Genomic DNA, 22,659 nt, shown 5'->3' with positions numbered 1-22,659 from the left:
TGAAAACAATTAAGCGTGCTCTTTGTTATAACGCTCAATACCCTCAAGAATTTCTTGATGGGCATCAGCAACACCACCCCAACCTTTTACTTTTACCCATTTCCCTTTTTCGAGATCTTTATAGTGCTCGAAAAAGTGTTGGATTTGATTTAGGCGTAATGGATTCATATCTTCTGGTTTTTGCCAGTGGGTATAGATCGGCAAAATCTTATCTTCTGGAACGGCTAATAATTTAGCGTCTTGACCAGCTTCATCTTCCATTTTCAAGATGCCAATCGCACGGCAACTGACGACAACACCAGGAATGAGAGGGAATGGAGTAATCACGAGTACGTCAACAGGGTCGCCATCACCAGCAATCGTTTTATTGATGTAACCATAGTTACATGGATAGTGCATTGCAGTACCCATAAATCGGTCAACGAAAATTGCGCCACTTTCCTTATCCACTTCATACTTGATAGGATCTGCATTCATTGGGATTTCAATAATGACATTGAAGCTCTCAGGGATCTTTTTGCCTGGCTTGACGTTGTCGAGACTCATAAATACTCCGAATAGTGATTAGTAAATACCCTGATTCCAGCGAAGGGCCGCAGGGGTGATTCTGCTACATACTGATACAGCTTAAAGACCCTAGTTTAAAGCTTTCCAAAACCTGGTCGACCTAAGCGCTAGATAGACAAAACAATAAAGATTAACTTTAGGGAGTTCAAGCATGAGTAATATCACTTTAGGCTTGTATTTTGCCTTGGCGTGCGGTGTCCTGGCCGTGGTTTACGGTTTTGTGATGCGCAGCTGGATTTTGAAGCAAAGTACCGGTAACGCCAAAATGCAAGAGATTGCAGAGGCGATTCAGCAGGGTGCAGCCGCTTATTTATCGCGGCAATACAAAACGATTGCCGTGGTTGGAGTGGTGCTGACCATTCTGATGGCACTCTTCTTAGATTTTGCAACTGCTATTGGTTTTGTGGTGGGGGCAGTTCTCTCTGGTGCTTGCGGATTTATTGGCATGAACGTTTCAGTACGTGCAAACGTGCGTACTGCAGAAGCAGCAACCAAGGGCATGAATGAGGCTCTCAATGTGGCTTTTAAGGGCGGCGCCATTACTGGCATGCTCGTAGTTGGCCTTGGCCTCTTGGGCGTTGGTCTCTTTTTCATGTTCCTGGTATCGATTGGTGCAGGACAAGACCTGTCTTCTGTCTTGCATCCCCTGATTGGTTTGGCATTTGGTTCATCCCTGATTTCCATCTTCGCGCGTTTGGGCGGCGGCATTTTTACCAAAGGTGCCGACGTTGGTGCTGACTTGGTTGGTAAGGTTGAGGCAGGTATTCCAGAGGATGATCCTCGCAATCCTGCAGTGATTGCAGATAACGTAGGCGATAACGTTGGCGACTGCGCAGGTATGGCTGCGGACTTATTTGAGACCTATGCTGTGACACTGATTGCAACAATGGTGCTCGGTTCTCTGATGGTGGCTGGTGCTCCAGTAGCAGCCATCATTTATCCATTGGTGCTCGGTGGCGTATCGATTATTGCTTCAATCATTGGCTGCTCATTTGTAAAAGCTACACCCGGTATGAAGAATGTGATGCCTGCTTTGTATAAGGGCTTGATCATTGCTGGCGGTTTGTCATTAATCGCCTTCTACTTCGTGACCAACTTCATCATGCCTGATGATGCATTGGGTATTCCAGGCAGCCAATGGCGTTTGTTTGGTTCAACCGTGGTTGGTCTATTACTTACAGCAGGCTTAGTTTGGATTACTGAGTACTACACCGGTACCCAGTTCAAGCCAGTACAGCATATTGCAGAAGCTTCAACCAAAGGTCATGGCACCAACATCATTGCAGGTCTCGGTATCTCCATGAAGTCCACTGCTTATCCAGTGCTATTTGTTTGTGCAGCGATTTTTGCAGCGTATTGGCTAGCCGGTTTGTACGGCATCGCAATTGCAGCAACTGCGATGTTGTCAATGGCGGGTATCGTCGTTGCTCTAGATGCATATGGACCGATTACCGATAACGCTGGTGGTATTGCTGAGATGGCGGGTTTGCCACAAGCAGTGCGTGATATTACTGACCCATTGGATGCAGTAGGCAACACCACTAAAGCTGTTACCAAGGGCTATGCAATTGGTTCAGCAGGCTTAGCCTCATTAGTACTATTTGCTGACTATACGCATGCACTAGAGGCCATTGGCCAACAAGTTTCCTTTGATCTTTCTAACCATATGGTGATCATTGGCCTCTTCATTGGCGGCATGATTCCTTACTTGTTTGGTGCGATGGCGATGGAAGCGGTAGGTCGCTGTGCTGGTGCGGTGGTAGAAGAAGTGCGTCGCCAATTCCGGGATATTCCTGGAATCATGGAGGGCACCGCAAAGCCAGAGTACGGCAAAGCTGTCGATATGCTGACCTCAGCTGCCATTAAAGAAATGATTATTCCTTCTCTATTGCCAGTTGTTGCCCCAATCATTGTTGGACTCTTATTGGGACCTGCTGCTTTAGGTGGTTTACTCATGGGTACGATCGTGACTGGTTTGTTTGTTGCTATCTCGATGTGTACTGGTGGTGGCGCCTGGGATAACGCGAAGAAATATATCGAAGAAGGAAACTTCGGCGGTAAAGGTTCTGAGGCCCATAAAGCTGCTGTGACTGGTGACACTGTAGGCGACCCCTACAAAGACACCGCAGGACCTGCTGTGAATCCACTCATCAAGATCATCAACATCGTGGCATTACTGATCGTGCCATTGTTGCCAATCATGGGGCGCTAACGCAGTAAGTAAGGTCACTTAAGTAACAAACAAAACGCCTAGCATTGCTAGGCGTTTTTTATTACCCAATAATTTAATGCGAGGAACTTAATCCAAGGTTTCTAAATAGCGTTGCGCATCTAATGCAGCCATACAGCCAGTGCCTGCACTCGTAATGGCTTGGCGGTAGATGTGGTCTTGGACATCGCCAGCAGCAAAGACGCCAGGGATATTGGTAGCAGTAGCATTACCCTCTAGACCTGAGTGAGTCTTAATGTAGCCATTATTCATGTCTAGTTGGCCAACAAAGAGTTCAGTGTTTGGCTTGTGGCCAATCGCGATGAAAGCGCCAGTGACTGCAATGTCTTCGGTACTGCCATCTTGCTTCTTGATGCGTACACCAGTGACACCTTTGTCATCGCCAAGCACTTCATCCAGTGTTGTATTGAGTTTGAGTTCAACTTTGCCTTCGGCAACTTTAGCCATTAAGCGATCATTCAGAATCGGTTCAGCACGGAATTTATCGCGACGATGAATCACAGTCACTTTCTTAGCAATGCCAGTGAGGTAGAGCGCTTCTTCCACGGCAGTGTTGCCACCACCGACTACGCACACATCTTGATTGCGATAGAAGAAGCCATCACACGTTGCGCAACCAGAAACACCGCGACCCATGAATGCTTCTTCACTTGGTAAGCCAATGTATTGGGCAGAGGCACCAGTGCAAATAATCAATGCATCGCAGGTATAGGTTCCCGAGTCACCAACCAAGCGAATCGGCTTTTCTGTAAGGGCTGCCGTATGAATATGGTCAAAAATAATTTCAGTATTAAAGCGCTCGGCATGCTTCAAAAAGCGCTCCATCAGCTCCGGCCCTTGGACGCCATCAGCATCTGCAGGCCAGTTTTCGACGTCGGTAGTGGTCATTAATTGACCCCCTTGAGCCAAGCCAGTAATGAGGGTAGGCTTTAAATTGGCTCGGGCGGCATAGACTGCAGCGGTATAGCCAGCAGGGCCAGATCCGAGGATCAGAACTTTGGAGTGTTTTGGGGTATTTGTAGTCATAACCAAATTATAGATTTGCTTGTTTACAATCGGTAGAACATGGCAAGAACCGTATATCCGAAGTCCAAGGCTCCGATGAGTCCCCAGCCCCCTAATGCGGACGGGCAAGGGCGGATGCCCCGCCTACTCCTAGAGGCTCGCTGGTTCATTTCCTTGGGCCTATGTCTGGGCTTATTTGCCATTTTGCTGACATATTCAAAAGGGGACCCAGCTTGGTCTCATGCCAGTTTTGAGGCTCCTCGCAACTTGGGCGGTCGTTTTGGTGCCTATTTAGCCGATCTCATGCTCTATATCTTCGGAATATCCGCTTTTTGGTGGGTGGTTCTCTTTGGTCGCCGCGTTCTCAATGGCTGGCGTGAGCTTTGGAGTATTCCACTACCACCGGATCCCGATGCCAAGCCAGAGTCCCTGCTAGTGCGTTGGTTGGGCTTTGGACTAACTTTAATTTGCAGTATGGGTCTTGAGTCCATTCGCTTGCATTCTCTTTCATGGGATCTCCCAAGGCCGCCTGGTGGCATTTTGGGTGAGCTGATAGGTGATCCTTTGCAAATGTCCCTGGGCTTTACTGGAGCAACCCTAGTTCTGCTCTTTGGTCTTTGTGCTGGCTTGTCTCTGTTCCTCCATTTTTCCTGGCTCGATGTAGCAGAGAAGGTAGGGCGCTTTCTGGAGGTGAGTTTTTATCGCATCCGTGAGCGACGCGATAGCGAAGAAGATCGCAAACTCGGCGAGGTAGCTGCAGAAGAGCGTGAAGAATTTGTTGAAGAGTTTCGTGGTCGTGTTGAAGTGGCTGCGCCAGTACAAATTGTGCGTGCGCCAGCAGAGATTCCGAAGAGTGCGCGCGTTGAACGCGAGAAGCAACAGCCATTATTCGTGGATATCCCCGATTCAGAATTACCCCCATTGGCACTGCTAGATCCCGTACCGGAAGCAAAAGAAACAATTTCTGCCGATGTACTGGAATTTACGTCCCGCTTAATTGAACGCAAGCTAGCCGAGTTCAATGTTCAGGTAACAGTAATTGCCGCTTACCCTGGACCAGTAGTTACGCGGTATGAGATTGATCCCGCGATCGGTGTAAAGGGCAGTCAGATTGTCAATCTCTCACGCGATCTTGCTCGTTCACTCGGTGTGGTGAGCATGCGCGTTGTGGAAACCATTCCTGGTAAAACTTGTATGGCTTTGGAGCTGCCTAATCCAACGCGTCAATCGGTTTACTTGTCTGAGATTCTCACTTCACAAGTCTATAACGACAATCACTCACTACTGACACTAGCTTTGGGTAAAGATATTTCAGGCAGCCCTATGGTGGCCGACTTAGCTAAGATGCCGCACTGTTTGGTAGCGGGTACGACTGGTGCTGGTAAGTCTGTTGGTATCAACGCGATGATTCTGTCGCTGCTATTTAAAGCGAAGCCTGATGAAGTGCGTTTGATCATGATTGATCCGAAGATGTTGGAGATGGCAATTTACGACAAGATTCCTCATCTGCTTTGCCCAGTAGTAACCGATATGAAGCAGGCGTATAACGCGCTGAACTGGGCGGTTAATGAGATGGAGCGTCGTTACAAACTCATGAGTAAGTTTGGCGTACGCAATCTAGCTGGCTTTAATAAGAAGATTCTGGAAGCAGAAGAAAAAGGTGAGAAGCTCACCAATCCATTTAGCTTGACCCCTGAGGATCCTGAGCCAATTTATAAAGCACCAGTGATCGTGATCGTGATTGATGAGCTAGCTGATTTGATGATGGTCTCTGGCAAGAAGATAGAAGAACTCATTGCACGAATTGCACAAAAAGCCCGAGCTGCAGGTATTCATTTGGTGTTGGCAACCCAACGTCCTAGCGTAGATGTCATCACTGGCTTGATTAAAGCCAACGTACCTACCCGAATTTCATTCCAGGTCAGCAGCAAGATTGATAGTCGTACGATTTTGGATCAGCAGGGCGCAGAAGCATTACTGGGTATGGGCGATATGCTCTACATGGCCCCAGGTACAGGTTTGCCAGTGCGCGTCCATGGCGCTTTCGTATCTGATGATGAAGTGCATCGTGTGGTTGAGTGGCTCAAAGAGAAGGGCGAAGCCAATTACATTGATGGCGTTCTCGAAGGTGCTGATGAATCTAATGTAGATGCCCTGACTGGTGAGAGTGGTGGCGAAGCTGATCCACTTTACGATCAAGCAGTAGCGATCGTTCTTGAAAACAAACGCCCATCCATCTCTTTAGTGCAGCGCCATTTGCGGATTGGTTACAACCGTGCAGCGCGCTTGCTGGAGGATATGGAAAAAGCAGGGCTCGTATCGAAGATGGGCAATGGCGGAAATCGCGAGATTTTGCATCGTCCTTCAGAGTAAGAGCCCATGTCTAGATTTCTCATTGCAGCAATTCTGACAATTGCAAGTATCTTTTTTTCGGGTACAGCGCTTGCTCAAAGCGAAAGTGCTGCTGATCAATTGCGCCAATTTGTACGTAACTCTAAAACTGCAGAGGGTGACTTTGTGCAGCAGCAGTTACGCGCACCCAAAGCAAATGAGCCCCAAGATAAGGGTTTGAAAGTGATTCGCCAGACTCAGGGCCATTTTGTATTTCAGCGTCCAGGCCGTTTTGTATGGGACACCCAAAAGCCCTATGAGCAAAAGCTGATTGCTAATGGCAATCAACTCATTTTGTGGGACAAGGATTTAAATCAAGCGACCTTTCGTCCAGCAGGCCAAGCGCTAGCTTCAACCCCTGCAGCCATCTTATTTGGTGAAACTTCCTTAGATCAACATTTTGATTTGATTGAAGGTGAAGAGCGCTTAGGCATGAAGTGGGTTAGCTTGGTGCCGAAAAAAGATACAAATGCAAAAGGTGGCAATGACTTGCCCTACACCAAGATCTCGATCGGTATGACCAATGGCTTACCAAGAGCCCTGGAGTTAATGGATGGGCTAGGGAGCGTGGTCTTAGTTACCCTAGATAAAATCCAATTAAATGTGGCTTTGCCTACAAATCGCTTTACTTTCACGCCACCAGCGGGTGCCGAAGTCTTACGCTTAAACTAGAGCCTCAATAACAAAGTACTCCTCATCTATAGAGCATTAAATGATTGATCCGCAATTACTCCGTAAAGATATCGCTGCAGTCGCGGCGCGCTTAGCAACTCGCAAATTTCAACTCGATGTCGAGAAGTTCAATACCCTAGAGTCCGAGCGCAAATCTTTACAGACTCGTACCGAGGAATTGCAAGCTAAACGCAATCAATTGTCGAAAGCGATTGGTATGAAAAAAGGCAAGGGCGACGATGCCTCAGCGGAAATGGCGGAAGCCAGTCAGATCAACCTTGATATGGAATCTGGCGCAGCGAGACTCGCCATTTTGCAAGCCGAGATATCTGATTTCTTGATGGGTATCCCAAACTTGCCAGATGAGTCTGTACCCACCGGTAAAGATGAAACAGAAAATCAAGAGATCAAGCGTTGGGGCGAAAAACCTATGTTTGATTTTGAAATTAAAGATCACGTGGACCTTGGAGGTCCATTAGGTTTGGATTTTGAAGTAGCCGCTAAGATTAGCGGTTCCCGCTTTGTGGTTCTGAAAGGACCCATTGCGAGATTGCATCGTGCTTTAGCGCAATTCATGATTGATACACATGCAACGCACCATGGCTATCAAGAGGTTTATGCCCCTTATATGGTCAATGCTGCATCGATGCGTGGTACCGGTCAGTTGCCCAAGTTTGAAGAAGATCTTTTCAAAGTCCCCCGTCAGATGGGCGGGGAAGGCGAGGGCGGCGAAGCCAGAACTGAAAATTTCTATCTCATTCCAACAGCAGAAGTTCCAGTAACCAATTTAGTTCGTGATGAAATCGTCAATGCAGATGATCTGCCATTGAAATTTGTCGCTCATACTCCATGCTTCCGCTCTGAAGCAGGTAGCTATGGACGTGATGTGCGCGGGATGATTCGTCAGCACCAGTTTGACAAAGTAGAGTTGGTGCAAATCGCCAAACCAGAAGACTCCATGCAAGCTTTGGAAGAGTTAACAGGTCATGCAGAAAGAATCTTAGAGTTACTCGAGCTGCCATACAGAAAAGTATTGCTCTGCACGGGCGATATGGGCTTTGGTAGCACCAAGACTTATGACTTAGAAGTATGGGTGCCATCTCAAAATGCTTATCGGGAAATTAGCTCTTGCTCAAGCATGGGTGACTTTCAAGCAAGACGGATGCAAGCCAGATTTAAAGCAGGCCAAGGCAAGCCAGAGTTAGTTCACACCCTAAATGGATCTGGTCTAGCGGTAGGTAGAGCACTAGTAGCCTTAATTGAGAACAAGCAACAAGTGGATGGCAGCATTGCCATTCCGAAAGCATTGCAACCCTATCTAGGCGGCCTAGAAGTATTAAAGTCCCTCTAAGCTTTCAAGCGACCCCAAAGCTATAATTGCCCTTCAGTTCGGAGAGGTGGCAGAGTGGTCGAATGTACCTGACTCGAAATCAGGCGTACTGTCAAAGGTACCGAGGGTTCGAATCCCTCCCTCTCCGCCAAAGTCAATTTCTTTTTTTAAGGCATTCTTGATGAACTTACTCCGTGTATTGAGTATTGCTGGTGTTGCAGTAGTCACGATGGCTTGCTCAACCCCTGAAAGTGAATTCGGGGTATACAAGCAATCCGATGGCGCGATTGGTGTGCATGCACCCAAGGGGGCTAAACAGGACGAGGCTCAAGATGTGGCGATCGCAGAATGTCAAAAGCTAGGCAAGCGCACCGCAGTGATTGCGGAAAATAGGAAAACGGTCAATGACCGCTTTCCTATGACGTATATCTACTTGTGTAGATAAGTTGAATCAGCTGATTGATTAGCTCAGCAACCACTTCTTAATAGACTTATTGACACACATTGCATCTAAAGCAAGACCAAAGAACTCAGAACCATTGGTGACCATGCTTTCGATCGCTTCTACTTTCCCAGACTTAATACCACGCAAGTAGGTTGCTGCGCGATAGCGTAAGAAGTGCTCTGTTTCACCTTCTTCATTTTCAGTAGAGCAGAGCTCAAGGCTACCGTAGCGGGTTTCTGGGTTGATATTGAGAATCGCTAAACCTAATGCGCCAATCAATTTCTCAGGAACAGGGATCGGCACATAGGAGTAGAGTGAGATGAGCATCTCTTGTTCATCTACTTCAATGATGTGATCAATATCGAGAACATCTTGTTCGGTTAATTCGGTTTCGCCAGAATCGCCACCACCAAATGTAGATTCAAACTGCAGCATCGCAGTATTGCTACCTTTAGAGATTTCAATCATGTCAGGGTAGCCAAGCAAACCTTTCCACCAGTACATCAGCGAGAAAGTGCATGGCTTGACTTCAACCAAACCCTTGTTAGTGGACTTAGCAAAGTACAAACCGTAGAACTCATCGTCTTGCTCTAGACCGTATTGATCTACTTTAGGAGATTTGACAGAAGTCTTCTTAACAGCTTTTTTAGCCACTTTCTTTGCAACTGCCTTTTTAGCTACCGGCTTTTTTGCAGGCGCTTTTTTAGCAACTACCTTTTTTACTACTTTCTTAGCAGCAACTTTTTTTGCAGGGGCTTTTTTTACCACCTTAGTAGCTACTTTCTTTTTTGCTGGAACTTTCTTTGTAGCCATGGTTTATTACCCTTCTTTTGGTTTCATTGTGCTTAATTGCTTACTGATATTACTGCAAGTTCTTTGCAGAATTACTACATGCTATATGGGGTTTATCCCCCTTATTACAAGGGGATATTTTTAAATATCGGTAGAGCTATTGTTCTCCTCGTGGAGCAGGGATAAACTGAAGATGCTAGTTTTACCTTTCCACATATTTAACTGAAAGAAGATCTATGTTCCCAGAATTCCGTGAATTGATTACCAAGTTAAAAACTACAGATCGTCACTTTTCTCATTTATTTGATAAGCACAACAATCTAGATCAGAAGATTCAACGCATGGAAGCGCACATTGAGGCAAGCACTCACGAAGAGATTGAAACCTTGAAGAAAGAAAAATTGCTCTTAAAAGACCAGATTTATACGGTATTGAAAAAGGCAAGTCAGGAAAAGGTAGGTAGCTAAGCCTTTTTAAGGAAGCAGGCTTTTAGTAGCATATTGCCTGCTTCTGTTTTGCAATCTACCTCATGATCTCCCGAGACCAGGCGAATTCCCTTAATCTTGGTACCCACTTTTAAGGTAGTAGAAGAACCTTTTACTTTGAGATCCTTAATGAGCGTGACAGTGTCACCGTCAGCCAAAAGATTGCCGTTGGCATCTTTGACAATGAGACCTACTTCGGCCTCTTCTACTACTGCTGCCATGGGCCACTCATGACCGCATTGCGCACAAACAAAATTGACTCCATCTGGGTAAGTCATATCTTCCTGGCAGGCAGGGCATTTGGGCATTTGATCTGGATTCATCAGCAACATTTTAGACTACAGCCCAGCAAGCCTATAGAATGAATAAGCCATGAATAAAACCCTGAAACTTTGCCTCATCATCTTTGTCGCCGCTCTAGTCTTGGGCGGCTTAGGAGCTTGGTATGCGGCCTCGGCAATTGATCCTGCAAAGTTAACCAAACTATTGAGCACAACGATTAAAGAGGAGACTGGACGTGATTTAATAATCTCGGGACCAGTTAGCCTGAGTATTTTTCCGTCAATCGGCGTTAAAGCAGAGCAAGTGACATTGAGCAATGCTAGTTGGGCATCTGACGATCAAATGCTATCCGTAAAGCATCTCGAGCTCGATGTGAAATTGTTTCCCTTGTTTTCAAAACGAGTTGAAGTGAGCAAGATTACTTTGGTGGGCGTAGATGCTCATTTGCAAACCAATAAGGCAGGGCAAGATAATTGGGATTTGAGCTCATCAAGCAGCGCTCCAATCAGTAGCCCCACAGCAAGTAACTCAGCAAATAACGCCTCTGACCAGAGTAATTTAGTCGCTATTGAGACAGTTGAGATAACTGATGCCAGGATTAGTTATCAAAATGGTAGCAGTCCTCCAAAAGTCATCAATATTCCCAAACTCTCATTAATCGGTGAGGGTGGAAAGACTGCGGTCTTACTCGATGCGCAATACGCTGATTACCAACTGGGCTTAAAGGGCAAGATGAGCTCTCTGCGTCAGGCCATTATTGACTGGGGCCAAAGTCCTGTTCACATGAACCTAGACTTAACGCTTTCCCTCAATGGAAAATCTTTAGATATTGGCGGAAAAATTGATAAGCCTACAAAAGGATTGCCTCAGTTTGATATTCAGTTGACATCGAAATCATTTGATTTGGTCCCACTAGCTGCAGGGGCTGCTGCCTCTGGTCAAAAATCTGCCCGAGTTTTGAGATCGCCATCAACCCAAAGTCGATATTTCTTTAGTGATGCAATATTGCCATTGGATGCAATACCGAGCGCTGATGGTAAGGTTCAGATCAACATTGCAGAGCTGGGTGTTCCCGACCAAGCCCCTTTCAAGAATGTCTCGGGTACCGTCGCCTTTAAAGGTGAGAGGCTTGATATTCAGGATTTGAAATTTGAACTTGGCAGAGGGCAGGCCCAAGCTCAAATTTCTCTCTCGCAGTTTCATAGTGCTAGCCCTCATTTCACCTTAAAGGGCATGGCCAACAATTTCACGCTGGAGCAGATTGTTGTGAGCAGAGACCCCAGTGCAAAGATGACAGGTGGGGAAGCTCAGGTTGCCCTGAATCTATCAGGCAGAGGAAATAGCTTGCATCAAATGGCAAGCACTGCCAATGGCGCTGTTCAGCTGACGGTTGGACAAGCCCGCCTGGACTCGAAGCTCTTAAATACCGCTGGCGACTTTGCGGTAACAGTCATGAATGCTGTGAACCCGATGCGCAAAAATAATAAGCAGGCGATTTTGGAGTGTGCTGTGGTCTATTTGCCGATCAGCAATGGTTTCATCAATATTCAAGATTCCGTTGGGGTTGAAACGGATAGGCTAGATATTGTTTTATCGGGAACCGTCAATTTGCAAAGTGAAGCAATTAACCTCAAGATTCACCCTCAAGATAAAACAGGGCTTACTACCGGTGTCGACTTGGGTGGACTGGTACAGATCGAGGGTAGCTTAGAAAATCCGAGAGCTGGAGTGAATAAAGCAGGCGTTGTAAATAGTGCCGTCGCAATCGGACTGGGAATCTTGACTGGCGGCATCAGTATTGCCGCCGAGAATGCCCGATCACTCACAACCAAGAGGCAGCCGTGTAAAACGGCAATGCACCCTTGGGCGAGTATCTATCCAGGATCGAATTGAGAGATTTCTTAGAACACCAGCCCACTAACAAAGAGGCTGAATAAAGAAATAAAGATGCTGGCAAACAGTGCGGTCCAGAAGCTAGAGATCGTAAAGCCGCTCACTAAAGTAGAGACCAGCATCAGCACCAAGGCATTCACCACCAGCAAAAACAGACCCATCGTGAGCACCGTTAGGGGCAAGGTAAAGAGAATAAGCAATGGCTTTACCACGGCATTAGCAAATCCCAGGACCAGGGCAGCAATCAAGAGCGAGCCACCATCGGCAAAGCGTAGACCGCTGAAAATATAGCTGGCTACCCAAAGAGATAAAGAGGTTAATCCCCACTGAACTAGAAATAGCGTGATGTTACCCATGATGAACGTCCTTTTTTGAAGAATGTTATAAAAATAATACTAAAGCTATCTTATCAGCCACTCAATAATGGGGCGGAATATCGTCTTTGAGGCTTCCGCCACCAGTACTGCTGGCCTGCTCCTTAATGGCTTTAAGCTCGCGATATAAAAATTCGATTTGCTGTTGTTGCTTATAAATCGTCTCGTTCAACTTTTCGATTAAGTCCTCGGTAAAACTGAGTTTAATTTCTAGATTGGTAATGCGGTCATCTGTCATGTGATGGCTTCCTTTTATTCGGAGATTAGTTCGAATCGCCCATCTTCCATCTCTGCTTTTGGGCGAATCCAAAAATCATGAGACTGCAGCGATTCATAAACATAGGCTGGCTCTAGTGAGGCTTCGACATTCGCTAGCAGGAGAACTTTATAAAACCCACCGCTCTTAATATGCTTAAGCTTACTACCAGGTTTAAATAAGCCATCATCAGGATCAGCCATTTTTGGTTTAGTCATCCGTTTTCCTTACTCATTGCACCGTAATCAGCACTAATCATGACAGACTCTTTTGCCGCGCTCGCCGCAAACTTGAGGACCTCATTGTCTTTACTGAAGAGAGTACACGGCTTGGCTGTATAAGCCAAATCCAGAAAGATTTGATCATCTGGGTCTTGGCAGCGCCACGGGGAGGGCATCAGAGTTTCATCATCTATTACGCGAGCTAATGACTGCCATTGCAGTAAAAGCTGCTCTTGATCTGTTTGTCCCAGGGCAAATAGGGGTCTTGCGATCACATCTGCAAATTCCTCTAAGGTTTTGGGGGTTGCAAGCGCATCCAGTACTCCATCGAGTAGGGCTTGCTTCAGATGAATCGCTCGAAAGTCATTAAAGACAAAAATATCTAGCAAGACATTGGTATCAAAGACAATCGCTTTCATCGAAATAGAATGACTTACTCTTGATTACTACGCCACACTTCGGGTGTAATGGTCACTTGACCTTGGTCGGAAGAGACATAGGCTTCACCATCTTGCACATTGACATGGATCACCATACTACGTTCAACGAGCTTATTGAGATCATTTGCCTGTGTCGCAGGAATCGAGATAATTTGCAGATTGCGGGCGCGAGTCAATTTATTAGCAATGCCATCCCACCAAATCTTGCTAGTTTGTCCACCATAGCAATACACAATGACTTGATCAGATCTACCGCAGGCCTTCAAAATACGCCGTTCGTCAGGCTGCCCAATTTCTATCCAAAGTTTGATGGCATCAGTGAGGTCTTTGATCCAAAGATCGGGTTCATCGGTATCGCTTAGACCCTTTGTAAAGACCAAATCCTCATTGGCTTGCAGTGCAAAAGCAATGATCCTGACCATCATCCGCTCATCTGTTTCGGATGGATGCTTAGCAATAGTGAGGGAGTGACTGCCGTAATAGTGACGGTCTGAGTCTGCGACGTGAAGGTCGGCTTTGTGGATAGTTGCGCGTAGAGCCATGAGGCATTATCGCCTGTGCCGGCTACCATCTCTTAGAAGTGAGGATTTAACCAGTATTATTTACTTCTAGAGACTGAATATAGCGAGCTAAGAGCACCTCATTACCGAGTATTGTAAAAACCCATGATTCGTATTACTGAACTCCGTCTACCCATTGACCATGCGCCAGAAGCTGTGGAAGCAGCGATCCTGAAGCGTCTCAATGTGTCTCCGCAAGATTTGATTCGGTTCGATATATTTAAGCGCAGTTACGACGCTCGTAAAAATGTAGCCCTATCTTTTATTTATACGGTAGACCTCTCGGTAAAAAACGAAGAAGCCATCCTGAAAAAGTTTGATGGAGATATTCATGTAAGGCCATCACCAGATACGAGTTATCACTTTAAGGCTAAGGCTCCAGAGTCTATTGCCAGCGGTAAATCATTGCGACCGGTTGTCATTGGCTTTGGCCCTTGCGGCATATTTGCTGCACTTCTGTTAGCGCAAATGGGTTTCAAACCCATTGTTTTAGAGCGCGGCAAAAAGGTAAGAGAGCGCACTCAAGACACTTGGGGTCTGTGGCGCAAAAATGTACTCAATCCAGAATCCAATGTGCAATTTGGTGAGGGTGGGGCGGGCACCTTTTCAGATGGCAAGCTTTACAGTCAAATTAAAGACCCCAAGTTTTACGGCCGCAAAGTCATTCAGGAATTTGTGAAGGCAGGAGCGCCCTCAGAAATTCTGTATGTTGCTAAACCCCATATAGGTACCTTCCGTTTGGTGGGTGTGGTTGAGAAAATGCGCCAAGAGATCATTGATCTTGGTGGTGAGATTCGCTTCTCACAAAAAGTGATTGGCTTTGATATTGAAAATGGACACATTGCGGGTGTCAAAATTGAAGGACATGACGATCTACCTGCTAGCCACGTATTGCTTGCGCTGGGCCACAGTGCACGTGATACTTTTCAGGCCTTGCATGATGCCGGTGTTTATATGGAAGCCAAACCATTTTCAGTAGGTTTCCGTATTGAGCATCCGCAATCGCTGATTGATAGGGCACGCTTAGGCCCACATGCTGGAAATGAATTAATTGGTGCCGCAGATTACAAATTGGTTCACCATGCTAAGAACGGCCGCTCAGTCTACAGTTTTTGTATGTGCCCCGGTGGCACAGTGGTGGCAGCAACTTCAGAGCCTAATCGCGTCGTGACCAATGGGATGAGTCAATATTCTCGCAATGAACGAAATGCCAATGCCGGAATTGTGGTGGGTATTACACCTGATGATTATCCAGGCGGCCCACTTGCAGGCATCGCGTTTCAGCGTGCAATCGAATCTAAAGCCTTTGAACTTGGCGGCGGAACCTATGAAGCCCCAGGGCAGTTGGTTGGAGATTTTCTAGAGGGTAAGCCCTCAACGGAGTTTGGTAGTGTCTTGCCTTCTTACAAGCCCGGTGTGCGCCTAACAGACTTAGCCTTGAGTTTGCCTGACTATGCTATTGAGGCAATTCGTGAAGCGCTTCCGGCATTTGAAAAGCAAATTAAAGGCTTTTCAATGAAGGATGCTGTCTTAACGGGTGTAGAGACCAGAACCTCTTCTCCTTTGCGCATTACGCGCGGCACTGATTTTCAAAGTTTGAATATCAGAGGACTGTATCCCGCAGGCGAGGGGGCAGGGTACGCAGGTGGAATCTTGTCTGCTGGGGTGGATGGGATTAAAGTAGCAGAAGCACTAGCACTAGATTACTTATCAAAGTAGACAGCCCTTCGATTATTTATGAACCCAGTAACAAACTTATGCCCCTCTGAAGAGAGAGAAGTGCTTTTTCATCCAGAGCTGCTGCAAAAGTTTGATATCAATGGGCCGCGCTACACCTCTTATCCGAGTGCCGACCGTTTTCATCAAGATTTTTCGGAAGCGGATTATTTGGGTGCCTTGCAGCGGGTTGCAACCATGAATGAACCTTTGTCACTATATTTTCATTTGCCGTTTTGCCCCAATATTTGCTATTACTGCGGATGTAACAAGATCATCACTAAAGATCATGGCCGTAGCGCTAAATATATTAAGTACCTCGCCAAAGAAATGGCGATGGTATGCAATGCCATGGGTGCGCAGAAGAAGATTCCGATTACTCAGTTGCACTGGGGTGGTGGTACTCCCACCTTTCTATCCCATGAAGAGATGATTGAGTTGATGCATCACACCCGTGAGTATTTTGAATTATTGCCTGGTGGTGAATACTCAATCGAAATCGACCCCAGAAGGGTGACAGAAAGCGATATTGCTCTGCTAGCAGAGTTAGGCTTTAACCGAATTAGCCTTGGTGTTCAGGACTTTAATCTCGCGGTACAAGAGGCCGTGCATCGGGTGCAAACGATCGAAGAGACACAAGCTGTCATGGACTGGTCTAGAAAATATGGATTTAAGTCTAGAAGCGTGGATTTAATCTATGGCTTGCCTAAGCAAACTCCAGAAACCTTTAAAGAAACAGTCGATGCGGTTTTGAAAATGAATCCAGACCGGCTATCAGTTTATAACTATGCCCATTTGCCACATATCTTTAAGCCACAACGCCGTATTGCTGAATCTGATCTGCCTCTTGCAGCGGATAAGTTAAACATTCTTTCCAATACAATTGCGCGCTTGGTTGAGGCGGGTTATGTATTTATTGGTATGGATCACTTTGCTAAGCCTGATGATGAATTAGCGATTGCACAAAAAAAGGGAAAGTTGCATCGAAACTTTCAAGGCTACTCAACCCAAGCAGAGTGTGATCTTCTAGCCTTTGGAATTTCTTCTATTGGTAAGGTAGATGACTGTTACTCACAAAACGTACGCACATTAGATGAGTATTACGACTCTTTAGATCGCAGCCATTTGCCAATGCTTAGGGGAATGCGCTTAGATGCAGATGATTTATTACGCCGTGAATTAATCGGTGAGTTGATGTGCCAATTTAGGTTGAACACCCAAGTATTTGCTCAGACCCACCATATTGATTTTTCTGATTACTTCAAAACAGAATTAGAGGAACTCAAAGGTCTAGAGGATGCTGGCTTACTCGAATGGCACGGACAAGATATGCAGGTTCCCATCAAAGGCAGGCTCTTGGCTAGACGAGTAGCCATGACGTTTGATCGCCACCTTAGAGAATCTCAGGCAAAAGGTAGTTACTCTAAGGTTCTTTAAACGAGCGCATCAGGGTAAATCCGTACCTATTTGATCTGGATCAAAAGAAACTTAAAACAGCGTTGCTTTTAAGCCAATAAAAAACTCAGAGACTCATTGCATTTGATTTACATCAAATAGCCCTCATAGCGTCAATTCGAAAATGGTTTCATCGAAATTGAAAACAGAAAGAGGGATCATCATGCGTCTTAAATCACTAGTAGTAGCAATGGCTACCGTAGCATCTTTAGCTCCAATGGCTTCACAAGCACAATCTGCTGAAGAAAATCCATGGATGGTTCGCGTGCGTGCTGTTTCCGCAATTTGGCAAAATGGCCAGTCTGGCAATGCCTCAACCTACGATATAAAAGCGCAGAACCAATGGCTGCCTGAGTTTGATGTGAGCTACTTTTTTACTAAAAATATCGCTGCAGAGTTGGTGCTTACCTACCCACAAAAGGTGAATATTGTTTCTAATGCGGTTCCTGGAACAACAGGATCAATTACTGCGTTGCCACCGTCTTTATTGCTTCAGTACCATTTCACAGAATTGGGCGCTCTTAAGCCTTATGTTGGTGCCGGTGTGAACTACACAATTTTCGGCAATCGATCCAATTTCCCACAACTGGGTAATGGGCTAACAGTTTCAAATACCAGCTTTGGCGCAGTTGGTCAGGTTGGTGCCGACTACATGTTTGATAGAAACTGGGGCTTAAACGTTGACTTGAAATATGCAACTATGTCTACTGTGACTAATGCAAATAGTGCTGCTCCTACTTTGGGAACAGGCAAATTAACTCTGAACCCTTGGATGCCTGCAGTTGGTGTGACCTATAAGTTCTAAGAATTCAGTTCTTAGCACTTGGAGTAGGGCCCTTCAGGGGCCCTATTTTTTTTAGACTTCGTCAAAATCCATCTTCTTTTTGAGAAGTGGCGATAATGTCGCCATGGCTTTAATCGTACTCACTGATGCAAAACTGGCTTTCGGCCACGTAGACCTCCTCGCAAACACTGCTTTTTCTCTCGAATCTGGTGAGCGTGTCGGCTTAATTGGCCGTAATGGCACAGGCAAATCCTCTTTGTTGAAGATTCTGGCCGGGATCGAGAAGATGGATGACGGACTTCTGCAGTACCAGCAAGGTCTACGTATAGCTTATGTTCCGCAAGAACCTATTTTCGAGGCAGAAGAAACAGTCTTTGATGCTGTTTCTAAAGGGGTTGCTCAAGCTAAAGCCCTACGTGAAGAATATGAGGCGCTTAGCGTAGGTGATTGGGATGATGCCTCTCACCATCGCCTCGATGAAGTGCAATCGCAATTAGAGGCCTTGAGTGGTTGGAATTGGGAGCAACGCGTTCATGAAACATTAGATCGGTTGCATTTAGAGGCAGACGTCAAAATCAGCACCTTATCGGGCGGAACCAAGAAGCGAGTTGCCTTGGCGCGTGCTCTAGTAGAAATGCCTGATGTCTTACTGCTGGATGAGCCAACCAACCATTTGGATCTGGATTCTATTGCTTGGTTGGAAGAGCTTTTGAAGGAATATCAAGGCTCTGTGATTCTGATTACCCATGATCGTGCTTTTTTGGATAATGTCTGCACTCAAATTGTGGAGCTCGATCGCGGTATTTTGCGAAGCTATCCAGGTAACTTCACTCAGTATGAGGTGCTCAAGGACCAAGAGCTTAATGCAGAATCTTTGGCTAATGCTAGGGCAGATAAATTGCTGGCTCAAGAAGAGGTCTGGATTCGTAAAGGTGTCGAGGCACGCCGCACTCGCAGTGTGGCGCGCATTGCCCGTCTTGAAAAATTACGAAGCAGTCGTGCTGAGCGCAGAGACGCGATGGGACAGGTCAAGCTTGCAGTTTCAGCGGGTGATCGCAGTGGCAAGATTGTGGCTGATTTACAAAACGTCAGTAAGTCCTATGACAGACCGATTGTGCAAGACTTCACGGCAACAATTCTACGCGGCGATAAAGTGGGCTTACTTGGGCCAAATGGCGCTGGTAAAACAACCTTACTGAAATTGATTTTAGGAACGATTGCCCCCGACTCAGGGACTGCAACAATGGGCACCCGGATTGAGGTGGCTTACTTTGATCAAATGCGTGAGGGTCTTGATCTCAATGCATCGCTTGAAGACTATATTAGCCCTGGTAGCGAATGGATTGAAATCAACGGTAACAAAAAGCATGTCAAGAGCTATTTAAGTGATTTCTTATTCGCACCCGGGCGTACTAATTCTCCGGTGAGCACTTTGTCGGGTGGCGAGCGCAATCGCCTTTTGTTGGCACGCTTGTTTGCAAGACCGGCAAACGTATTGGTTCTAGACGAGCCTACTAATGATTTAGATATTGATACCTTGGATTTGCTTGAGCAATTACTCCAAGACTATAAGGGCACCGTTTTCTTGGTCAGTCATGATCGTTACTTCTTGGATAACGTAGTGACCAGCATCATTGCGAACGAGGGTGATGGATTTTGGCGCGAGTATGAAGGGGGTTATGAGGATTGGAAGATCCAAAAAGCCCGCTCAGATAAAATTCGTGCCAATAACTCTGCTGCTAAACCAGGGGCTAAGGTCGAGTCTAAGTCTGAACCGAAGGCAGAAATCAAGCCTGTTGCTAAGACTAGCGTGCAAAAACTCAATAGCAAGGAGCGTCAAGAGTTGGAATCTTTGCCGCTGCAGATCGAGCAACTCGAAACCGAGCAGGCTGATATCGGTATTGCGATGAGTAACCCAGATCTTTATAAAAACGAACCGGAGCTAGCCGCGAGTATGCAAGCCCGTTTAAGTGAAATTACTGAAGCGCTAGAGAAAAATCTGCAACGCTGGGAATTTCTACTCAGTCGCTCTGAGTCTTAAGACTCGCGCAGTAAGCGAGAGCGCAGTTGAGCGATTTCGTCCAAGAGATCAAGCGCCAGAGCAACACCAGGAACATTGAGCTCTAGATCATGTGTAAGGTGTGCCGCAGTTTTGGCTCTTCTCAGAGAGTCACCACTAAAGCGCCAGTCTTCTGGTGAAGAACCAAGAGGGCTCAGAACACCTTCAGAAACCCAAGACATGATGAGTTCTTGGGGGGTGCGAGCGGCATGAGAGAGTTCTACGATACTCATGTGCACTTCATTTTCAACAACACTTGCTTCAATCCAGGTGGTATTCATCTGTGTCATTTCATCATCCCTTCAAGTGGGATCTGGGGTTGAAATCAAAAGCTTTACTAAAGTTCTCATAAGCTTCTTTTTGGCTATCCGTGCTCGCTGGTGGCAAAGCAATCGTTGGAACCACATACAAATCACCAGGTTCTGCGCTAGGAATGCCTTTGCCTTTGAGGCGCATCTTGCGTCCAGCAACCGTACCTGCCGGAATCTTGAGTTCTAGAGTAGATCCAGCGGGCGTTGGAACATGGACAGTCGTACCTAATGCCGCTTCCCATGGCGCCAATGGAATGTCGATAAAAATATCTTTGCCATCAATGCGATAGAGTGGATTTGGATGAAAGTCGATTTCTAAATAGAGATCACCTGCAGGGCCTTGTCCGACACCAGGTCCACCTTGCCCAGCAAGGCGAAGATTTTGTCCCGCTTTAATTCCTTTTGGAATGCTGACATCTAATTTACGCTCTTGGGTGCTGACATGACCATTGGCATCAAGCGCTGGCATATGCAAAGCAATTGTGCGCTTTGCGCCGTTATACGCATCAGCTAAATCAACCAAAATTTTGGCGTGATGATCTTGACCCTTGAAGTTCATTCCCTGGCGTGATTGACCGCCACGACCACCTTGACGGTGATTACCTCTACCAAATAGCGATTCAAAGAATTCGCTCTGGTCGCCTTCAAAGCCACCGCCATAACCTGGGTGACCACCACCAAAACCACCATCGGAATACTCAAAACCTTCATTCCAATTGGGAGGAGGGGTGAAGTCTTGACCGTTTTTCCAGTTCTCCCCAAAGCGATCATAAGCGGCACGTTTTTCCGTATCCTTCAGGACGGCATAAGCCTCCCCGATCTCTTTAAACTTTTCTTCAGCGCCAGATTCTTTGTTGACATCTGGATGGAATTTGCGAGCGAGTTTGCGATACGCTGCTTTGATTTCTGCTTCAGTAGCGGTCCGTGCTACCCCAAGCGTTTCGTAGTAATCCCTAAATTTCATGAGCTAAATTGAATCCTGATTAAGCTGATATTCAATTCTACATTCCTATTCATACAGCGCCTGCTTTTTAATCCCCAAGGAATCGTCAGTGAGGGCAGGGAATTATTGAGGATTGAGGTCGAAAAACAGCACCTCTGCCTCGACACCATGATCTATTTGTAGAGTAGATTCATTTTCAATCAGTAGGGCATCACCCGTTTGGAGTTGTTGGCCATTTACCTGCAAGGATCCACGGACAAGATGGAGATAGGCTTTGCGATTTGGGTCTAGAGCTACCTGAGCTGATTGAGAGCCATTAAAGAGGCCTGCATAGACTTTCGCATCAGCAAAGATTTTGACGCCGCCATTCTCGCCATTTGGAGAAGCAACTAAACGCAGCTTGCCATCTTTCTCAGCGGTCGGAATAGTCTTCTGCTCATAACTAGGCGCAATCTCAAGGACGTTTGGTTCAATCCAAATTTGTAATAAGTGGGTAGTTTGATCTTTAGCGTGATTGAATTCACTATGCAGCACTCCAGTGCCAGCACTCATACGCTGTACATCTCCCGGCGGAATACTTTCCACATTGCCCATGCTGTCTTGGTGAGCCAATTCGCCTTCAACAACATAGCTAATGATCTCCATATTGCGATGGCCATGCTTGCCAAACCCCATACCAGGAGCAACCCAATCTTCATTGATAACTCTGAGATTTCCCCAACCCATAAATTTGGGATCGTGGTAGCCAGCAAACGAGAAGGAGTGAAAGCTTTTGAGCCAGCCATGGTCAGCATAGCCTCTGTCTTGGGATTTTCTAAGGTATAGCATTCAGAATATTTCTTAAGTTAAATGAAGATGTTAGAGCTTGATGGTATTGATGGGACTTTACTCACCCTCACCAGATCTGCTGGGGTATTTAAAGGAAGCATAACGTACGATGGCATTGGCTAAGGCCAGAATTAAAATGGTAAGGCCCATAAACAAAATAGCCATGTCTGCTTCGTGCTTTGTGTTCACCAAATCAATAATGAGTCGGGTCACGGCAGTAATCGCAACGTAGATCAAGAAACGGACCGGCATGTGATTGGTCTTAAAGTAAATACCGACCATTGCACCAATTTCTAAGTAAATAAATAGCAGGAGTAAATCTTCAATCGAGGCTGAGCCTTTATTTACCATACCCAGAAAAGCAACCGCAGCAGACCAAACCGTTGCTGCACCAATTCCGAATAAGGCAATGCGATGAAATAAGGAAACAAATAGGTTCCCGATTGGAACGGTCCATTTTTCAATCGCCTCTTCTAATTTGTAGGCATCCTTTGGTGAGCTAGGGGTCATATTGATGAGGTCTCCATTTTTAGGTATTGATTTTTCTCAGTATATTTCTCTATTGGGTCAAGCGGAATCAAAAAAGAGGCTTAAGAGCCCCTTTTTTTCACAAGTGTTGA

At 46.1% G+C, this 22,659-nt stretch carries 24 protein-coding genes and 1 tRNA gene; 12 read left to right on the top strand and 13 right to left on the bottom strand.

The features are described 5' to 3' along the window. Positions 1-9: 9 nt before the first annotated feature. Positions 10-546, bottom strand: a complete 537-nt coding sequence (ppa, locus tag C2757_RS05950) for an inorganic diphosphatase (RefSeq protein WP_215373487.1) — start codon at positions 544-546, stop codon at positions 10-12. Between the two features lie 172 nt (positions 547-718). Between ppa and C2757_RS05945 the strand changes: the two genes are divergently transcribed. Beyond that, entirely contained in the window at positions 719-2,779 is a 2,061-nt protein-coding gene (locus tag C2757_RS05945; RefSeq protein ID WP_215373485.1) for a sodium-translocating pyrophosphatase, read from the top strand. An 87-nt stretch (positions 2,780-2,866) separates the two neighbouring features. On the opposite strand, the gene trxB is transcribed toward C2757_RS05945, so the two are convergent. Next, positions 2,867-3,823 (bottom strand): thioredoxin-disulfide reductase, encoded by a 957-nt coding sequence (gene trxB / locus C2757_RS05940; protein WP_215373483.1) that lies wholly within the window; start codon positions 3,821-3,823, stop codon positions 2,867-2,869. Between the two features lie 75 nt (positions 3,824-3,898). Here trxB and C2757_RS05935 point away from each other — a divergent pair, with 75 nt between their 5' ends. From C2757_RS05935 to C2757_RS05915, 5 genes are all read left to right on the top strand, one after another. Further along, positions 3,899-6,175, top strand: coding sequence for a DNA translocase FtsK (locus tag C2757_RS05935; RefSeq protein WP_215376981.1), 2,277 nt, complete (start codon positions 3,899-3,901; stop codon positions 6,173-6,175). Between the two features lie 6 nt (positions 6,176-6,181). Next, positions 6,182-6,865, top strand: coding sequence for an outer membrane lipoprotein carrier protein LolA (locus C2757_RS05930; protein WP_215373482.1), 684 nt, complete (start codon positions 6,182-6,184; stop codon positions 6,863-6,865). Positions 6,866-6,905: 40 nt separating this feature from the next. Continuing rightward, positions 6,906-8,216, top strand: coding sequence for a serine--tRNA ligase (serS, locus tag C2757_RS05925; protein ID WP_215373480.1), 1,311 nt, complete (start codon positions 6,906-6,908; stop codon positions 8,214-8,216). A gap of 40 nt (positions 8,217-8,256) precedes the next feature. Beyond that, a tRNA-Ser gene (locus C2757_RS05920) sits at positions 8,257-8,346 on the top strand. 30 nt (positions 8,347-8,376) lie between these two features. Beyond that, a complete protein-coding gene (locus C2757_RS05915; RefSeq protein WP_215373478.1) occupies positions 8,377-8,640 on the top strand; it encodes a hypothetical protein in 264 nt (87 codons plus the stop codon). An 18-nt stretch (positions 8,641-8,658) separates the two neighbouring features. Here C2757_RS05915 and C2757_RS05910 read toward each other — a convergent pair whose 3' ends face one another. Next, positions 8,659-9,453 carry a hypothetical protein gene (locus C2757_RS05910; protein WP_215373476.1) on the bottom strand — a complete coding sequence of 265 codons (795 nt, stop codon included), beginning with the start codon at positions 9,451-9,453 and terminating at the stop codon, positions 8,659-8,661. Between the two features lie 215 nt (positions 9,454-9,668). On the opposite strand from C2757_RS05910, the gene C2757_RS05905 reads away from it, so the two are divergent. Beyond that, positions 9,669-9,899 (top strand): YdcH family protein, encoded by a 231-nt coding sequence (locus tag C2757_RS05905; RefSeq protein ID WP_215373474.1) that lies wholly within the window; start codon positions 9,669-9,671, stop codon positions 9,897-9,899. Here C2757_RS05905 and C2757_RS05900 read toward each other — a convergent pair. Continuing rightward, a complete protein-coding gene (locus C2757_RS05900; RefSeq protein ID WP_251366722.1) occupies positions 9,896-10,240 on the bottom strand; it encodes a zinc ribbon domain-containing protein YjdM in 345 nt (114 codons plus the stop codon). The genes C2757_RS05905 and C2757_RS05900 overlap by 4 nt on opposite strands. 49 nt (positions 10,241-10,289) lie before the next feature. Here C2757_RS05900 and C2757_RS05895 point away from each other — a divergent pair, with 49 nt between their 5' ends. Beyond that, positions 10,290-12,092 (top strand): AsmA family protein, encoded by a 1,803-nt coding sequence (locus C2757_RS05895; protein WP_215373472.1) that lies wholly within the window; start codon positions 10,290-10,292, stop codon positions 12,090-12,092. Between the two features lie 8 nt (positions 12,093-12,100). Here C2757_RS05895 and C2757_RS05890 read toward each other — a convergent pair whose 3' ends face one another. Genes C2757_RS05890 through C2757_RS05870 form a run of 5 tightly spaced genes read right to left on the bottom strand, consistent with a single transcriptional unit; the run spans position 12,101 to position 13,925 of the window. Beyond that, entirely contained in the window at positions 12,101-12,451 is a 351-nt protein-coding gene (locus C2757_RS05890) for a phage holin family protein (RefSeq protein WP_215376975.1), read from the bottom strand. Between the two features lie 58 nt (positions 12,452-12,509). Continuing rightward, positions 12,510-12,704 carry a SlyX family protein gene (locus tag C2757_RS05885; RefSeq protein ID WP_215373470.1) on the bottom strand — a complete coding sequence of 65 codons (195 nt, stop codon included), beginning with the start codon at positions 12,702-12,704 and terminating at the stop codon, positions 12,510-12,512. Positions 12,705-12,718: 14 nt separating this feature from the next. Then, positions 12,719-12,940, bottom strand: coding sequence for a hypothetical protein (locus C2757_RS05880; protein WP_215373468.1), 222 nt, complete (start codon positions 12,938-12,940; stop codon positions 12,719-12,721). Further along, a complete protein-coding gene (locus C2757_RS05875) occupies positions 12,937-13,362 on the bottom strand; it encodes a putative toxin-antitoxin system toxin component, PIN family (protein WP_215373467.1) in 426 nt (141 codons plus the stop codon). The genes C2757_RS05880 and C2757_RS05875 overlap by 4 nt, the downstream gene beginning before the upstream one ends. Before the next feature lie 14 nt (positions 13,363-13,376). Beyond that, the gene (locus C2757_RS05870) at positions 13,377-13,925 is read right to left on the bottom strand and encodes a YaeQ family protein (protein ID WP_215373465.1); all 549 of its coding nucleotides are present in this window, start codon (positions 13,923-13,925) and stop codon (positions 13,377-13,379) included. A 123-nt stretch (positions 13,926-14,048) separates the two neighbouring features. Here C2757_RS05870 and C2757_RS05865 point away from each other — a divergent pair, with 123 nt between their 5' ends. The 4 genes from C2757_RS05865 (at position 14,049) to C2757_RS05850 (ending at position 19,939) form a co-directional block, all read left to right on the top strand. Beyond that, complete coding sequence (locus C2757_RS05865; RefSeq protein WP_215373463.1) at positions 14,049-15,662, top strand: NAD(P)/FAD-dependent oxidoreductase; 1,614 nt, start codon at positions 14,049-14,051, stop codon at positions 15,660-15,662. A 60-nt stretch (positions 15,663-15,722) separates the two neighbouring features. After that, positions 15,723-17,096, top strand: coding sequence for an oxygen-independent coproporphyrinogen III oxidase (gene hemN, locus C2757_RS05860; RefSeq protein WP_251366721.1), 1,374 nt, complete (start codon positions 15,723-15,725; stop codon positions 17,094-17,096). Between the two features lie 181 nt (positions 17,097-17,277). Next, the gene (locus tag C2757_RS05855; protein WP_215373460.1) at positions 17,278-17,919 is read left to right on the top strand and encodes an OmpW family protein; all 642 of its coding nucleotides are present in this window, start codon (positions 17,278-17,280) and stop codon (positions 17,917-17,919) included. Positions 17,920-18,022: 103 nt separating this feature from the next. Then, positions 18,023-19,939 (top strand): ATP-binding cassette domain-containing protein, encoded by a 1,917-nt coding sequence (locus tag C2757_RS05850; RefSeq protein WP_215373458.1) that lies wholly within the window; start codon positions 18,023-18,025, stop codon positions 19,937-19,939. Here C2757_RS05850 and C2757_RS05845 read toward each other — a convergent pair. From C2757_RS05845 to C2757_RS05830, 4 genes are all read right to left on the bottom strand, one after another. Further along, positions 19,936-20,247 (bottom strand): chaperone modulator CbpM, encoded by a 312-nt coding sequence (locus C2757_RS05845; RefSeq protein WP_215373456.1) that lies wholly within the window; start codon positions 20,245-20,247, stop codon positions 19,936-19,938. The genes C2757_RS05850 and C2757_RS05845 overlap by 4 nt on opposite strands. Before the next feature lie 4 nt (positions 20,248-20,251). Continuing rightward, a complete protein-coding gene (locus tag C2757_RS05840) occupies positions 20,252-21,232 on the bottom strand; it encodes a DnaJ C-terminal domain-containing protein (RefSeq protein WP_215373454.1) in 981 nt (326 codons plus the stop codon). A gap of 102 nt (positions 21,233-21,334) precedes the next feature. Beyond that, entirely contained in the window at positions 21,335-22,039 is a 705-nt protein-coding gene (locus tag C2757_RS05835; protein WP_215373453.1) for a pirin family protein, read from the bottom strand. Positions 22,040-22,096: 57 nt separating this feature from the next. Then, positions 22,097-22,549: a phosphate-starvation-inducible protein PsiE gene (locus C2757_RS05830; RefSeq protein WP_216863879.1), complete on the bottom strand. Its 453-nt coding sequence runs from the start codon at positions 22,547-22,549 to the stop codon at positions 22,097-22,099. Positions 22,550-22,659: the final 110 nt, after the last annotated feature.

This window comes from Polynucleobacter sp. MWH-Svant-W18 (assembly GCF_018687495.1).
GTDB lineage: Bacteria > Pseudomonadota > Gammaproteobacteria > Burkholderiales > Burkholderiaceae > Polynucleobacter.
The sequence above is the reverse complement of the archived record's forward strand: the minus strand, read 5'-3'. Positions and strand labels throughout refer to the sequence as shown.

Coding starts and splice junctions, on each gene's coding strand:
- ppa (WP_215373487.1), bottom strand. CDS start 546: ATGAGTCTCGACAACGTCAAGCCAGGCAAAAAGATCCCTGAGAGCTTC.
- C2757_RS05945 (WP_215373485.1), top strand. CDS start 719: ATGAGTAATATCACTTTAGGCTTGTATTTTGCCTTGGCGTGCGGTGTC.
- trxB (WP_215373483.1), bottom strand. CDS start 3,823: ATGACTACAAATACCCCAAAACACTCCAAAGTTCTGATCCTCGGATCT.
- C2757_RS05935 (WP_215376981.1), top strand. CDS start 3,899: ATGAGTCCCCAGCCCCCTAATGCGGACGGGCAAGGGCGGATGCCCCGC.
- C2757_RS05930 (WP_215373482.1), top strand. CDS start 6,182: ATGTCTAGATTTCTCATTGCAGCAATTCTGACAATTGCAAGTATCTTT.
- serS (WP_215373480.1), top strand. CDS start 6,906: ATGATTGATCCGCAATTACTCCGTAAAGATATCGCTGCAGTCGCGGCG.
- C2757_RS05915 (WP_215373478.1), top strand. CDS start 8,377: ATGAACTTACTCCGTGTATTGAGTATTGCTGGTGTTGCAGTAGTCACG.
- C2757_RS05910 (WP_215373476.1), bottom strand. CDS start 9,453: ATGGCTACAAAGAAAGTTCCAGCAAAAAAGAAAGTAGCTACTAAGGTG.
- C2757_RS05905 (WP_215373474.1), top strand. CDS start 9,669: ATGTTCCCAGAATTCCGTGAATTGATTACCAAGTTAAAAACTACAGAT.
- C2757_RS05900 (WP_251366722.1), bottom strand. CDS start 10,240: ATGAATCCAGATCAAATGCCCAAATGCCCTGCCTGCCAGGAAGATATG.
- C2757_RS05895 (WP_215373472.1), top strand. CDS start 10,290: ATGAATAAAACCCTGAAACTTTGCCTCATCATCTTTGTCGCCGCTCTA.
- C2757_RS05885 (WP_215373470.1), bottom strand. CDS start 12,704: ATGACAGATGACCGCATTACCAATCTAGAAATTAAACTCAGTTTTACC.
- C2757_RS05880 (WP_215373468.1), bottom strand. CDS start 12,940: ATGACTAAACCAAAAATGGCTGATCCTGATGATGGCTTATTTAAACCT.
- C2757_RS05875 (WP_215373467.1), bottom strand. CDS start 13,362: ATGAAAGCGATTGTCTTTGATACCAATGTCTTGCTAGATATTTTTGTC.
- C2757_RS05870 (WP_215373465.1), bottom strand. CDS start 13,925: ATGGCTCTACGCGCAACTATCCACAAAGCCGACCTTCACGTCGCAGAC.
- C2757_RS05865 (WP_215373463.1), top strand. CDS start 14,049: ATGATTCGTATTACTGAACTCCGTCTACCCATTGACCATGCGCCAGAA.
- C2757_RS05855 (WP_215373460.1), top strand. CDS start 17,278: ATGCGTCTTAAATCACTAGTAGTAGCAATGGCTACCGTAGCATCTTTA.
- C2757_RS05850 (WP_215373458.1), top strand. CDS start 18,023: ATGGCTTTAATCGTACTCACTGATGCAAAACTGGCTTTCGGCCACGTA.
- C2757_RS05845 (WP_215373456.1), bottom strand. CDS start 20,247: ATGACACAGATGAATACCACCTGGATTGAAGCAAGTGTTGTTGAAAAT.
- C2757_RS05840 (WP_215373454.1), bottom strand. CDS start 21,232: ATGAAATTTAGGGATTACTACGAAACGCTTGGGGTAGCACGGACCGCT.
- C2757_RS05835 (WP_215373453.1), bottom strand. CDS start 22,039: ATGCTATACCTTAGAAAATCCCAAGACAGAGGCTATGCTGACCATGGC.
- C2757_RS05830 (WP_216863879.1), bottom strand. CDS start 22,549: ATGACCCCTAGCTCACCAAAGGATGCCTACAAATTAGAAGAGGCGATT.